This is a genomic window from Microbacterium sp. 05T445 (assembly GCF_056395865.1).
The window spans coordinates 1,154,131-1,167,939 of record NZ_JBFTKJ010000001.1 but is presented as its reverse complement, the minus strand read 5'-3'; the positions used below and the strand labels follow the sequence as shown (position 1 = coordinate 1,167,939).

Here is a 13,809-nt window from a genome sequence, read left to right as displayed (position 1 = left end):
GGATGCCGCCCACCGGCCGCGCGCGGCCGGTTCGGCGGGTCAGAACACGATGGTGTGGTTGCCGTGGCGGATGACGCGGTCCTGCGCGTGCCACAGCACGGCGCGCGAGAGCACCTGGCGCTCGACGTCGGCGCCGCGGCGGGCGAGCTCTGCGGCGGAGTCGGCGTGGGTCACCCGCACCGTGTCCTGCTCGATGATCGGGCCTTCGTCGAGGTCGTCGGTCACGTAGTGCGATGTCGCGCCGATGAGCTTGACGCCGCGCTCCTTCGCCTTCTTGTAGGGCTCGGCGCCGATGAAGGCCGGCAGGAACGAGTGGTGGATGTTGATGACCGGGACGCCCAGCTCGGCGAGGAAGTCGCCCGAGAGGATCTGCATGTAGCGGGCGAGCACGACGAAATCGACGTTGCCCTTCAGCAGCTCCAGGATCTTCGCCTCGGACGCCGACTTGTCGGGGCCCGGCGCCCCCGGCACGTGGAAGAACGGCACGCCGAACGAGCGGACGTCCTCGGCGGAGGTGGTGTGGTTCGAGATGACCATCGGCACCGTCACCGGCAGGTCGCCGCGGCGGTGGCGCCACAGCAGGTCGAGCAGGCAGTGGTCCTGCTTGGACGACAGGATCGCCATGCGCTTGGGCACCGACTGGTCGGTGAGCGACCACTCCAGGTCGAACCCGGCGAGGGTCTGGGCGATCTCCTCCTCGATGGGCGGGCGCGCGGCGGCGAAGCCGGGGCGGTGGAACACGACGCGCTGGAAGTAGGCGCCGCCCTCGGGGTTGTCGGAGTACTGGTCGAACGCGACGATGTTGCCGCCGATGCGCGTGATCATCGCCGAGACCGCGGCCACGATCCCCGGCCGGTCGCTCCCGTGGACGATGAGGCAGGCGTGGTCGGGGTTGAGGTGCAGCGGGACGGCCATTGTTCGATTCTGCCCTGTCTGCCGGCCGGCGGCGGGCGGGCGGGTGCGTGCCGGGCGGGCGGATGCCGCTAGGCCGCGGACACGGCCTCCTGGCGAAGGAGATCTCCGTTGCGGGTGAGTTCGAGGTACTCGGCGACCGCATCGCGGCTCTTGGTGAGGCACGCGAGGCGGTCGTCGAGGGCGGTCAGCTCGGTGGCGAGCATCTCGGCCAGCTCGCGGGAGCACGTCGGCTGCGCCATCGCGCACTGCCGCTCGACGTCGAGCACGACCTTCGCCAGGCGCGTCGACAGGCCCGCCTGCACGAGCCCGCGCGCCCGGGTGGCGCGCTCGACGTCCGCCTCGTCGTAGGAGCGGTAGCCGTTGGCCGAGCGCTCTGACGCGAGCAGGCCCTGCTCCTCGTAGTACCGCAGCATGCGCGGGGGGATGCCGGTGCGCTCCGACAGTTCGCCGATCTTCATGCCGGGCTCCGTCCCGTTTCGATCCGTGTCGCACGAAAGCTTGACATTGACATTGATGTCAAAGTTTAGCCTCGCTCCATGACGACGTCCACACCCTCCCCGACCCTTCCCTCCCCGCCCGCCCCGCGCATGCCGATGGGCGCTCTGCTGCTGCTCTCGCTCGGTGTCTTCGTCACCGTGACGGCCGAGTCGCTGCCTGCCGGTCTCATGCCCGAGATGGCGGCCGACCTCGGCGTCGACCCCCTCCGGATCGGGCTGCTGGTGTCGGTGTGGGCGATCGTGGTGATCGGCACCAGCCTGCCGCTGACCCGCGCGACCCGGGCGGTGGACCGCCGCGTCGTGGTCGCCGCCTCGCTCGCGGTGTTCGCGCTGGCCAACGTGGCCACCGCTTTCGCCCCGACCTACGAATTCGCCTTCGCGACCCGCGTCGTCGCGGCGATCGCGCACGGCGTGTTCTGGGCGATCGTCATCGTCTACGCATCGTCGCTGCTGGCCGGGTCGCAGCTCGGCAAGGGCCTCGCCCTCGTCACCGGCGGTGGCACCGCCGCGACCGTCCTGGGCCTGCCCGCGGCCACCGCGCTCGCGCAGCTGACCAGCTGGCGGGTCTCGTTCGCCGCGATGGGGATCGGGATGCTGCTGCTCGCGGTCGTGGTGCTCCGCCGGCTTCCCCGCTCGGTCGTGGCACCCGTGCCCGCCGGGGCGCGCGAGCCGCTGCGGCAGGATCGGTCGATCCCGGCGCTCCTGGCCCTCGGGATCTCCGGCCTGCTCATCGGTCTCGCGCAGTTCCTGTCGTTCGTGTACATCCGTCCCTACCTCGCCGACGCCGCCGGCATCGCCGACGGCTGGGCGAGCGCGCTGCTGTTCGTGTTCGGCGCGGCGGGGATGGTGGGGGTGACGGTGGCCGGGTGGCTCGCCGACCGGTTCCCGCGCGCGGCGCTCACGGCGACCCTGCTGGTCTTCGTCGTCGCCTACGCGGTGCTGGCCGCGCTGCCGCACGTGACGGCCGTCGTGGTCGTGGGGCTGGCGCTGTGGGGAGCCGGCACCGGTGCGGTATTCCCGCTGATCCAGACGGCGCTCATGCGCGCGGCATCCGATCGCCTCCGTGACCTCGCGAGTTCGGCGATCGTCGTGCTGTTCAACGTCGGGATCGCGTTCGGCTCGTGGGGCGGCGGGCAGCTGGTGACCGCCTACGGCCCCACCGCCAACATGGCGGTGTCGTCGATGGCGGTCCTGTTGGCCGCGGGGCTCGCGGCGCTGGGCATCGCGCTCGCCGCCCGGCGCAGCTCCGGGCGCGCGGCAGTGGACCCGGCTGCCGTGGCGGAACCGGCCGACCCGGGTGATCCGCCGATTCCGGAGGCGGTCGCAGTGCCGGAGGGGGTTCTCGCGCCGCAGCCGAGCGTCCGCTGACCGGTCCGCGTCCGTTCTGAGTCGCCGCCCGTCCCATGGGGATTGCGCCCCATGGGACGGGCGCGTCGGCCACTGTTACGCTCCGGATGCACGACCTGTGGGGAGCGAGGGGCAGAGATGGCGTTCTACGGTGCCGATGTCGAGGCGTTGCGCGAGTTCGGGCGGCAGCTCGCGGCGGGCGCGGACTCGCTCGACGACGCGCGCCGGGCGCTGCAGTCGCGTGTCACCGCTGTTCGCTGGGGCGGGCCGGACGGCGACCATGTGCGAAGCCAGTGGTCGGGCGAGCTCGGCCCGTCGCTCGCCGGCGCCGCCGCCACGCTGCGCCACGCCGCCGACCGGATCCGCGCGAACGCCGCCGATCAGGAGCGCACCAGCTCCGCAGGAGGGGGCGGCGTCGCCGGTGGACACGGCGGAGGTACGACGGGCGGCACCCACGGCGGCGGGGCGCACGGCGGAGCGGGCGACGACGACAGCGCCGCCGGCGGGTCGAAGGTCGACGTGAAGGACTCCCACAAAGTCACCCTGGGGGGCGAAGACGAGGACGCGGCCCAGGGCACGGATGCCAAGCTCGGGGGCGGCGTGAAGTACGACCCCGAGACCGGCGAGACCACGTACTCCGGCAACGGATCCCTCGAGCAGTGGGCGAAGGGCCCGGGCGATTCGAAGGTCACCTTCGGGGTCAACGGCGGCGCCGACTACACGACGGGGGAGAAGACCGAGGACGGCTTCACCACGTACACCTCCAAGTCGGACGTGTCGATCGGGGTCAGCGGCGGCGGCGAGGTCAAGGGTTACGGCCTGGACGGCGGGCGCACGTGGGGGGTCGAGGCCGAGTACAAGGTCAAGGTGCCCGAGGGCGCGGACGTCGACCCCGCGTCGATCAACCCGTTCGACCCGCACAGCATCCCCGTCGGCGGATCCGTGACCTCCAACGGAGGCGACTACGTCAAGACGGAACTCAACGGCGCCTTCCACCAGATCGCGGTGGACTCGTCGGTCAAGGACTCCAGCGGTGTGAGCAGCGTCGTCGAGCGCATCGACGACGACACGGTGCGCGTCACCGCCGGCCCGACAGACGCGCTCGTCAACAAGGCCGGGCTGGGGCTGGACGTCTTCGGCATCAAGGCGATGCTGACGGGGACCGAGACGTTCAACGGCAGCACGGTGCGCACCGCCGACTTCGACATCTCGACGCCCGAGGGGGCGGCGGCGTACGCCCACTATCAGGCGACGGGTGAGCTGCCCGGTTCCGAGTCCGCAGGCGTCTCGGGCACGACGAAGATCCAACGCCTCGACTACGACGACATCGCGAAGCTCGGCATCGAGACTCCGGTGGGCGCCGTCGGAGACACCGAGATCGGACACAACTCCGGGTCGAAGGTCATGACGACCTATCCCGACGGCAGCGCCGAGATGATCACGAACGCGAAGTACGGCGACACCGGCGACTTCCGGATGGAGCAGAGCTTCGACGCCTCGGGCAAGGAAGACATGTCGTCTCGGACGTACTCCTATCAGGTCACCGCGAACGACCTCACGGCGCAGTACCTCAACAGCGGCGATTGGTTCCCGCAGGGCTCCGTGCCCGACCACGTGTCTGCTGGTGAGAAGGTGACCCTCACGTTCACCGAGGCGCAGATGGAACGCCTGGCAGGCTATGCCGAACGCGCCGATCCGACTGGCGACAACACGGGCCTGCTCGGTGACAAGATGACGGCGTTCGACCTTGCGAGGAACTTCGCGATCAACTCGATGGACGAGCAGGAACTCATCGACCGGATCTCACGCGTCTACCAGTCGCGCTGATGAGGAGAGCGGATGCCGCGGGCCGCGGCATCCGTCGGGTGACCGGCGCTAGCGCACGCCCCGCATCAGCTTCAGCACCGGCTTGACCGAGGCCAGCAGTGCCAGGCCGAGCACGATCGCGATGCCGCCGAGGATCGTGAAGTAGGGCACCTCGTCCTCGGGGTTGTAGAACTGCGCCAGCCATCCGGCGATGGCGGTGCCGAGCGCGATCGAGAGGAAGTACAGCGCCACCATCTGGGTGTGGAAGCGCCCCGGGGCGAGCTTGGTCGTCACCGACAGTCCCGGGGGCGAGATGAACAGCTCGGCGATCGTGAACACGAACAGGATCAGGACGATCGCCAGCAGCGGCGTGGAGTTCGGCGCGCCGTTGGCCCACGGCAGGAACAGCAGGAACGCGACGCCCATGATCATCGCGCCGAGCGAGAACTTCACCGGCGCCGAGGGCGCGCGGTCGCCGAGCTTCGTCCAGACCGCGGCGAAGACGCCCGACAGGATGATGACGAAGATCGGGTTGATGGAGTTCACCCACGACACCGGCATCTCCCAGCCGAGGATGTTGCGGTTCAGGCGCTGGTCGGAGTAGATCGTGAGCACCGTGAACTGCTGCTGGTACAGCGACCAGAACCCCACGTTGACGATGAACAGCGGGATGAAGCCGACCACCCGCGAGCGGGCGTCACCGTCGAGGTGGCGCGACGAGATGATCACGGCGAAGTACGCGATCGCCGCCGCGAGAGTCACCAGGATCACGACGCCCGCGAGGTTGTCGGCGCGGATGACACCGGTGAGCACCAGCACCACGATGAGCAGGAGGCCGGCGACGCCGACGCCGATCATCAGGCCACGGCGGTTCGCCGGCAGCGGGTTGGAGACCACGCGCGACGAGGCCGGCAGCTGCTTGCGGCCGAACGAGTACTGCGTGAGGCCGATCGCCATGCCGATGGCGGCGGCGCCGAAGCCCCAGTGGAAACCGACGTTGGTCTGCAGGAACCCGGTCACGATGGGGCCGAGGAAGGCGCCCAGGTTGATGCCGAGGTAGAAGAGGGAGAAGCCCGCGTCACGGCGCGGATCCTTGGCGCTGTAGAGCGTGCCCACGACGGAGGTGGCGTTGGCCTTCAGGCCGCCCGAGCCCACCGCCACGAGGATGAGGCCCACCCCGAGCCCCCACACGCTCGGCAGCAGCGCGAGCGCGATGTGCCCGGCCATGATGACCCAGGCACTGAAGAACAGCACGCGCTCGGAGCCCAGCAGCCGGTCGGCCACCCACGCGCCGAGGATCGTCGACAGGTAGACGGTGCCGCCGTACGCCCCGACGATGCCCGTCGCCGTCGCCTGGTCGATGCCGAGGCCGCCCTCGGCGACCGAGTAGTACATGTAGATGAGCAGGATGCCCTGCATGCCGTAGAAGCTGAACCGCTCCCACATCTCCACTCCGAAGATGTGCGCCAGCGCCCACGGCTGCCCGAAGAAGCGGGCGTCGTGGTCGGCGCCGTCGTCGGCGACCGCGACGGCGGCGGCGCCGGGCTCGGCATCCTTGGCTCCCACGCTCGCCTCGCGGCCGGCGGCGGTAGCCCCGTCGGGCGGGCCGACCGGCTCTTGGCGGGACTCCTCGCCGTCCCCCTGATGTCCCTGCTCTCGCCCGTCCATGCCTGTGCTCCCGTCGCCCCCGGTTCCCGTCAGGCTAGCGAGGACGCGCAGTGGCGCGATAGACCTGCCGGGGGAGCCCCGTCGGATCGCGGCGCTCGGAGAGGGTCGGCATGCGCATCGGCATCATCGGCGGCGGCACCGCGGGGCTCGTGAGCGCGTGGCTGCTGGAGCAGGACCACGACGTCACGCTCTTCGAGAAGGACGCGCGTTTCGGTGGCCATGCGCACACCGTCGACATCGACGTCGGCGGGCGGGCCCTGAGCGTCGACCTCGGCTTCCAGTTCTTCGCCCGCAGCGCCGCGTATGCGACGTTCACCCGCCTCCTCGACGTGCTCGAGGTCCCCCGGCGGTCGTATGCGGCGACCCTCACGGTCGCGCGCGCCGACGGCAGGAGCGCGATCGCGATGCCTCCGGTCCGCCGAGGACGGCCGATGTGGTCGTCGCTCACGCCGCGGGCGATCGCGCACCTGCTGCGGCTGCGCGCCTTCCTCGCCGACATCCCCGCCTTCCTCGCCCGCCACGACACGACGATGACGATCGAGGAGTACGTCGCGCGCAAGCGCCTGCCCGCGTCCTTCGTCAACGGCTTCCTGTTCCCCCTGCTGCAGGCCTTCTGGTGCGTCGAGCTCGCCGAGTTCCGCCGGTTCGCGGCGTACAACGCGCTGTACTACCTGGGTGCGAACCTCCCGCACGGGCTGACGCCGCCGACGCAGAGCGAGATCCCCGGCGGCCTGCGCGTCTACGTCGACGCCCTCGTCCGCTCCCTCGAGCGGGCGCGGCTGCACAGCGACGCGGCGGTCGATTCCGTCGCCAGGGACGCCGACGGCACGCTGCTCGTCGACGTCGCGGGGACGCGGCATCCGTTCGACCACCTCGTGCTCGCGTGCGACGCGCGCACGGCGCACGATCTGCTCGCGCCGCTGCCCGAACAGGCGGAGCTGACGCAGCAGCTCGCCCGCTTCCGGTACTTCGACACCACCATCGCGATCCACGGCGACCGCCGTCTCATGCCGCGGGATCGCGCGGCGTGGTCGGTGGTGAACGTGCGCGCCGGCGACGGGCGCAGCGCGCTGTCGGTGTGGGCGCCCGCGCGCGGCGGCGACGTGTTCAAGAGCTGGGTGACGTACGAAGCCGAACCCCCGCGGCCGCTGTACGCCACCGCGAGCTACCGGCACGGGCTGATCGACACGGCCTACTTCGACGCCCAGCGCCGGCTGCGCCCGCTGCAGGGGCGGGAGGGCGTGTCGCTCGCAGGGCTGTACACCGCCGACGCCGACTCCCACGAGAGCGCGGTCCGCTCCGCGGTCGCCGTCGCGGAGCGCCTCGCACCCGCCGCACCGCGTCTGGAGCTGCTGCGCGGCTGAGGTGCCGGACCTCATTCCGGGAGGGACGGATGCCGCTCCTGCGGCGCGTGGCGGCGTGGGATGAACAGCGCCACCACCAGGGCGACCACCGCGGCCGCCCCGCCCAGCAGGAACGAGACGTGGAACGCGTCGGGCGTCGGGACGACGACCCCGTCGAGGTCGGTGGCGAACGTCGCCAGCACGGCGCCGATCACCGCGGCGGCGGTGCTCGTGCCCAGCGAGCGGAACAGGGCGTTCAGACCGTTCGACGCACCTGTCTCGGACTGCGGCACCGAGCGCATGATGAGCATCGGCATGGCGGCGTACCCGAAGCCGATGCCGAACCCGATGCCGATGTTCGCGGCGAGGATCTGCCACACGTGGTCGGACGCCACGAGCGTGAACCCGTAGGTCGCCACCAGTGCGAGCGCCCCGAGCACGAGGAGGAGCTTCGGCCCCACCGTGCGTGCCAGGCGCCCCGAGAACGGCGAGAGCACCATCATCACCAGGCCCGCCGGCATGACGACCAGGCTGGCGGCCACCAGCGACAGCCCGAAGCCGCCCGCGGCCGCCGGCAGCTCGAGCATCTGCGGGTAGACGACGTTCGACGCGAACAGCGCGAACCCGAACGCGACGGAGGCGAGGTTGGTCAGCAGCACCGGCCGCCGGGCGGCGACGCGCAGGTCGAGCAGCGGCTCCGCGATGCGCAGCTCGTACCAGCCCCACACCAGCAGCACGGCCAGGCCGCCCAGGCCGCAGGCGAGCACCGCGGGCGAGGTCCAGCCCCACTCGTTGCCGCGCGAGACGGCCAGCAGCACGCCGAGCAGGCCCACCGCGAGCCCCGCGGTGCCGACGAAGTCGAACCGCCCGCCGGTGCGCAGGGCGCTGACCGGCACGATCCAGGCGACCAGGGCGAAGACGATCACGCCGAGTCCGGCCGCGACCCAGAACAGCACGTGCCAGTCGCTGCGCTCGGTGATGAGGGCGCTGATCGGCAGTCCCAGGGCGCCGCCCACGCCGAGCGTGGCGCTGATGAGGGCGATGGCGGCGTCGACGCGGTCCTCATGCAGCACGTCGCGGAGGATCGAGATCCCGAGCGGGATGACGCCGGTCACGGCGCCTTGCAGCGTCCGGCCGATGATCACCCCGATGATGCCGGTGGAGACCGCTGCGATGACGGAGCCCGCCACCAGCAGCCCGAGCAGCACCAACACGATCCGCCGCTTGCCGTACATGTCGCCCAGACGGCCGGCGATCGGGGTCATCACCGCCGCCGCCAGCAGCGTCGAGGTGACCACCCACGCGGTGTCGTCGCGGCTCGCGTCCAGCAGCTCCGGGAGCTTCGACTGGATCGGCACGACGAGCGTGAACATGAACGACGAGGCCAGCCCTGCGATGGCGAGGACCGCAACGATCGCGCCCTGGCGCGGCATCCGGGTGAGTCGTCTTCTCTCGTCGTCTCCCGCGCCCATCCGTTCAGGCTATCGGCGCTGTGGGACACGGTCTCCGCGGGTGCAGACTGGATCCATGGCCGAGACCGCGACGCCGCCGGGCATCGACATCCGTCCCCTCGACACCGTCGAGCAGGTGTTCCGCGCCTCCGAGGTGCTGGCTGAGGTGTGGGGCGGCGACCGCGGCGGGATGCCGCCGAATCTGCTGCGCGCGCTCGCCCAGTCCGGCAACTACGCAGTCGGCCTGTACGACGGCGACCGCATGGTGGGGGCATCCGTCGCCTTCTTCGCCGCTCCGGCGGAGCGCTCGATGCACAGCCACATCACCGGCGTGCTGCCCGACCACCAGGCCCACGGGCTCGGGCGTCTGCTCAAGCAGCATCAGCGCGAGTGGGCGCTGGCGCGCGACGTCGGCCACATCACCTGGACGTTCGATCCGCTGGTGGCCCGCAACGCCCACTTCAACCTCCGCGTGCTCGGCACCCGGGTGACCCAGTACCTGGTGAACCACTACGGGCCGATGGACGACGGCGTCAACCGCGGCGACGAGACCGACCGCATCATGGTGTCGTGGGCGCTGGCCGCGCCACCGGTGCCGACACCGGCGGACGAGCTGGTGATCGCCTCGGTCGAGGTCCCGCACGACATCGAGGCGCTGCGTCGCGATGCGCCGACGGATGCCGCCGCCTGGCGACTGCGCGTGCGCGAGGAGCTCGTCGGGCACCTCGCCGCGGGCCTCGTCGTCGGCGGCTTCGACGACGCCCGGGGCTACCTGCTCGTCCGGCCCTGACACCGCGCCGGCGGAGGATTCCTGCCAGATCCTCCGGCATCGGCGCCATTGTCGGGCACGGACGCGTCGTGCGGATGCCGCGCCCCTAGGCTGACGCGCATGCCGACCTCCTCCGCGCAGTACCGCGCCCACTTCGACTTCGACATCCGCTTCGCCAACGGCGGCGGCCTCGCGGGGACCGGGTTCCGGCTGGACCTCCCCGATGCGGATGTCGCCGAGGGCGAGATCGCACGGCTGCTCGTCGCGCACCTCGGCCTGGCGCTCGTGGACGAGGTCGAGCTGCGCGGCGTGCGCGTCGTCGAAGAGCCGCATCGCGGCAGCCGCGGCGTCGACACCGCGGCAGGGTCCCCGGCTACCGGCGCGACACGCGTGGTCGACCTCAGTCATCCGATCCGTGCCGGGCTCGTCACCTACCCCGGGCTTCCGGCCCCGACGATCGCGCCGCACCTCACCCGCGAGCAGTCGCGCGCCCGCTACGCGCCCGGCACCGAGTTCGCGATGGACGTCATCACGATGATCGGCAACACCGGCACCTACCTCGACTCGCCGTTCCACCGCTACGCGGACGGCCCTGACCTCGCCGGGCTGGACCTGTCGTCGCTGGTGGGCCTGCGCGCCGAGGTGTTCCACCTCGAGGACGCGTGGGATGCCGGGCGTCGCGGCATCCGCTCGGCCACGCTCGCCGATCGCGACCTGCGCGGCGCCGCCGTGCTGCTGCACACCGGGTGGGACCGGTGGTTCGGGCGCCCCGAGTACGGCGCGGGGGCGCCCTTCCTCACCGGCGAGGCGGCGCAGTGGCTCATCGACGCCGGCGTCGCGCTGGTCGGCATCGACTCCGTGAACATCGACGACACCGAGTCCGGCGGCGAGCGTCCCGCGCACTCGCTGCTGCTCGGAGCCGGGGTGCACGTGGTGGAGCATCTGACGAACCTCGGGTCGCTTCCGCCCCGCGGCGCGCGGTTCACGGCGGCCCCGCCCGCGGTGGAGGGTTTCGGCACCTTCCCGGTGCGGGCGTTCGCCGAGATCCCGGTCTGAGCCCCGCTCAGGATGTCGGAGGCCCCTCCTAACGTGGGGTCATGAACGAGTTCGTGTCAGGGCTCGTGGCGGGCGAGGCGCAGCCGGCGCTCGTGGACGAGCTCGCGCTGTTCGGGCGCTTCATCGGATCGTGGCAGGTGCAGAACCGCTACCGGGCCGGCCCGACGGCGGACTGGATCACGGCCGAGCGCACCTGGGTCTTCTCGTGGATCGCCGGGGGCCGCGCGGTGCAGGACGTCATCCTCGGCGGCCCACCCCGACGCGAGGTCGCCGGCACGACCATGCGGGCCTACGACCCGCGCATCGGTGCCTGGCGGGTGGACTGGTTCGGCACGGCGGCGGCGAACTACTGCTCGCTGATCGCCCGGCCGCACGGCGACGACGGCATCCGTCAGGACGGCGTCGAGCACACCGCCGACGGCGACATCCCGATCCGATGGAACTTCAGCGCGATCAGGGTCGACGCGTTCACGTGGGACGGCTGGTCGTCCGCCGGCGCATCCGCCCGGTCCTCGCACCGCGCAGGGGGCCGTGGGTCATGGTGGCTCGAACAGCACATGGACGCCCGGCGCATCTCCTGACGTCCGGCAGTCGGACGACCAGGCGACGTATCAGCGCCGGGGCATGCCGCTCCTCCTCAACGAACCTGGAGGAATCATGCACGAGTATCTCGAATCGCTGATCGAGGCGTGGGAGCAGCGGATACGGGCCCACGAGGGACCGGCCGCTCAGACAGAGCCTCGTCACCGCCGCCCGCGACGCGCGCGTACGACCTACGTGCCGGTGCGCCGAGACGCCGCGGGCACGCGTTACGCGCACTGACGTGGACGGCTGCGGCCCGGGCGTACGCTGAGCGCATGCCCATCGCCCGGCCCACGGCATCCGTCGCTCTCGAGGGTTTCGAACTGCGCGTGCTGCATCTGCCGCTCGTGTCCCCGTTCACGACGTCGTTCGGCACCGAGACGGTGCGCGAGGTCATCCTGGTGCGCGCCTTCACCTCCGACGGCGAGGGCTGGGGCGAGATGGTGACGCAGGCCGATCCGCTCTACTCCAGCGAGTACACGCAGGGCGCGTGGGATGTCGCACTGCGCTTCCTCGCGCCGGCCCTGCTCGATCGAGGGCGCATCGCGCCCGAAGAGGTCGCCGGTGTGCTGGAACCCTTCAAGGGCCATCGCATGGCCAAGGCGGGGCTCGAGCTGGCCGTGCTCGACGCCGCGCTGCGCGCCGAGGGGCGCAGCTTCGGCGAGTACGTCGGCGCGACGCGCGACCGGGTTCCCAGCGGCGTCTCGGTCGGCATCCAGCGCGACCCCGCCGCTCTCGTCGACGCCGTCCACGGCTACCGCGACGAGGGCTACGTGCGCATCAAGATCAAGATCAAACCCGGTCGGGACGTCGGCGACACGGCCGCCGTGCGCGACGCCTTCGGGGCGATCCCGCTGCAGGTCGACGCGAACTCGGCGTACACGATGGCCGATGCCGACACCCTGGCCGAGCTCGACCGGTTCGACCTGCTGCTGATCGAGCAGCCACTGCAGGAGGACGACCTGGTCGACCATGCGACGCTCGCGCGGCGCCTGCGCACGCCGGTGTGCCTGGACGAGTCGATCGTGTCCGACAAGGCCGCCGCCGACGCGCTCGCGCTGGGCTCGGCGTCGGTGATCAACATCAAGGCGGGCCGCGTCGGCGGCTACCTCGAGGCGGTGCGCATCCACGACCGGTGCCTGGCCGCCGGAGTGCCGGTGTGGTGCGGCGGCATGCTCGAGACGGGCATCGGCCGCGCCGCGAACGCCGCGCTCGCCGCCCTTCCCGGCTTCACGCTGACCGGCGACGTGTCGGCTTCCCGTCGCTTCTACGCGCGCGACATCGTCACCGAGCCCGCCGTGCTCGAGGACGGCCATGTGCGCGTGCCGACCGGCCACGGACTGGGCGTCGAGATCGACCCGGTCGCCCTGGCGGACCTCACCGTCGTCCGCGAGACGCTGACGCGGTAGTCACCGAGGGCTTCCGGCGATGCGGCGCGCAGCACTCCTCCGGGACGGGGAACGGATGCCGCGCCTCGCCGCCGGACGCACCCGCGTCGCACTCGCGATCGCGCTGGCCGCCGTGCTCGGTCTCGTGGGGTGCGCGGCGACTGCGGGACCGGCGCCCGCGGCGACCCTTCCGGCGGGAGTCGTCGTCGAGCTCGCGCAGCTGCGCGCCGACGTCGCTTCGCGGCAGGCCGAGGTGCACGTGGCCAACGGGTCCGACGCCCCGCTCACGGTCGGTGCCGTCCGCATCGAGGACGCGCGGTTCGACGGCCCGGCGACCCGCGTGATGGCCGACCGGGTGAGCACAGTCCCCGCCGGCGGCGCGGTGGACATCCGCGTGCAGCTCCCGCCGGTGGACTGCAGCGCGCCCGACGACGGCGAGGCCGCGGTGGTGCTCGAGCTCGTGGGGGAGTCCGCGACGACCGAGGTGACGGCATCCGCTCCCGATCCGCTCGGGTTCCTCGTGGAGCTGCACGCCCGCGAGTGCCTGCTGGAGCAGGTGACGGATGCCGCAGCCCTCGCGTTCACGGGGTTCACGCCGTCTCCTGCCGGGCAGCCTGCCGCCCTCGAGCTGACCATCTCGCCGACAGGCGCCGGGGCGGCCACCGTCGTCGGGGTGGCGCGCACCAACCTGATCGATTTCGCCGGGACGCCCGCCGAGGAGGTCTATCCCGTCGGCGTCGAGGTCGCGAAGGGCGACACCGATCCGATCGTGGTGCGAATCCCGATCGTGCCGTTCCGCTGCGACCCGCACGTGGTGCAGGAGGACAAGCGCGGCACCATCTTCGACGTGCCCGTCGAGCTCGACGGGAAGGGCGGCGAGGTCGAGCTGTTCGTCGGCGACGAGCTGCGCGGGCAGATCCTCACGTGGGTCGGCGCGTGGTGCGGCTTCGGCCAGGGGTGAGCGGGATCCGCCGGGCCGCGACCCGT

At 71.8% G+C, this 13,809-nt stretch carries 12 protein-coding genes; 8 read left to right on the top strand and 4 right to left on the bottom strand.

The window, feature by feature from the left end:
* Positions 1 to 39: 39 nt before the first annotated feature.
* Positions 40 to 915: a formyltetrahydrofolate deformylase gene (gene purU / locus AC1DDU_RS05645; protein ID WP_477431958.1), complete on the bottom strand. Its 876-nt coding sequence runs from the start codon at positions 913 to 915 to the stop codon at positions 40 to 42.
* A 68-nt stretch (positions 916 to 983) separates the two neighbouring features.
* Entirely contained in the window at positions 984 to 1,373 is a 390-nt protein-coding gene (locus AC1DDU_RS05640; protein ID WP_477431956.1) for a MerR family transcriptional regulator, read from the bottom strand.
* A 78-nt stretch (positions 1,374 to 1,451) separates the two neighbouring features.
* On the opposite strand from AC1DDU_RS05640, the gene AC1DDU_RS05635 reads away from it, so the two are divergent.
* Positions 1,452 to 2,780, top strand: coding sequence for an MFS transporter (locus AC1DDU_RS05635; RefSeq protein WP_477431954.1), 1,329 nt, complete (start codon positions 1,452 to 1,454; stop codon positions 2,778 to 2,780).
* 117 nt (positions 2,781 to 2,897) lie between these two features.
* Positions 2,898 to 4,586 carry a WXG100 family type VII secretion target gene (locus AC1DDU_RS05630; protein WP_477431952.1) on the top strand — a complete coding sequence of 563 codons (1,689 nt, stop codon included), beginning with the start codon at positions 2,898 to 2,900 and terminating at the stop codon, positions 4,584 to 4,586.
* A 48-nt stretch (positions 4,587 to 4,634) separates the two neighbouring features.
* Here the strand turns inward: AC1DDU_RS05630 and AC1DDU_RS05625 are convergent, their stop codons facing one another.
* On the bottom strand, positions 4,635 to 6,233 hold the full coding sequence (locus AC1DDU_RS05625) for a peptide MFS transporter (protein ID WP_477431950.1): 1,599 nt from the start codon (positions 6,231 to 6,233) through the stop codon (positions 4,635 to 4,637).
* A gap of 110 nt (positions 6,234 to 6,343) precedes the next feature.
* Between AC1DDU_RS05625 and AC1DDU_RS05620 the strand changes: the two genes are divergently transcribed.
* Positions 6,344 to 7,597 carry an FAD-dependent oxidoreductase gene (locus AC1DDU_RS05620; protein ID WP_477431948.1) on the top strand — a complete coding sequence of 418 codons (1,254 nt, stop codon included), beginning with the start codon at positions 6,344 to 6,346 and terminating at the stop codon, positions 7,595 to 7,597.
* Positions 7,598 to 7,608: 11 nt separating this feature from the next.
* Here AC1DDU_RS05620 and AC1DDU_RS05615 read toward each other — a convergent pair whose 3' ends face one another.
* Positions 7,609 to 9,009, bottom strand: coding sequence for an MFS transporter (locus AC1DDU_RS05615; protein WP_477433436.1), 1,401 nt, complete (start codon positions 9,007 to 9,009; stop codon positions 7,609 to 7,611).
* 94 nt (positions 9,010 to 9,103) lie between these two features.
* On the opposite strand from AC1DDU_RS05615, the gene AC1DDU_RS05610 reads away from it, so the two are divergent.
* The 5 genes from AC1DDU_RS05610 (at position 9,104) to AC1DDU_RS05590 (ending at position 13,783) form a co-directional block, all read left to right on the top strand.
* Complete coding sequence (locus AC1DDU_RS05610) at positions 9,104 to 9,817, top strand: GNAT family N-acetyltransferase (RefSeq protein ID WP_477431946.1); 714 nt, start codon at positions 9,104 to 9,106, stop codon at positions 9,815 to 9,817.
* A 99-nt stretch (positions 9,818 to 9,916) separates the two neighbouring features.
* On the top strand, positions 9,917 to 10,852 hold the full coding sequence (locus AC1DDU_RS05605) for a cyclase family protein (RefSeq protein ID WP_477431944.1): 936 nt from the start codon (positions 9,917 to 9,919) through the stop codon (positions 10,850 to 10,852).
* A 41-nt stretch (positions 10,853 to 10,893) separates the two neighbouring features.
* The gene (locus AC1DDU_RS05600) at positions 10,894 to 11,433 is read left to right on the top strand and encodes a hypothetical protein (RefSeq protein ID WP_477431942.1); all 540 of its coding nucleotides are present in this window, start codon (positions 10,894 to 10,896) and stop codon (positions 11,431 to 11,433) included.
* A gap of 276 nt (positions 11,434 to 11,709) precedes the next feature.
* Positions 11,710 to 12,843, top strand: a complete 1,134-nt coding sequence (menC, locus tag AC1DDU_RS05595) for an o-succinylbenzoate synthase (protein ID WP_477431940.1) — start codon at positions 11,710 to 11,712, stop codon at positions 12,841 to 12,843.
* A 55-nt stretch (positions 12,844 to 12,898) separates the two neighbouring features.
* A complete protein-coding gene (locus tag AC1DDU_RS05590; protein ID WP_477431938.1) occupies positions 12,899 to 13,783 on the top strand; it encodes a hypothetical protein in 885 nt (294 codons plus the stop codon).
* Positions 13,784 to 13,809: the final 26 nt, after the last annotated feature.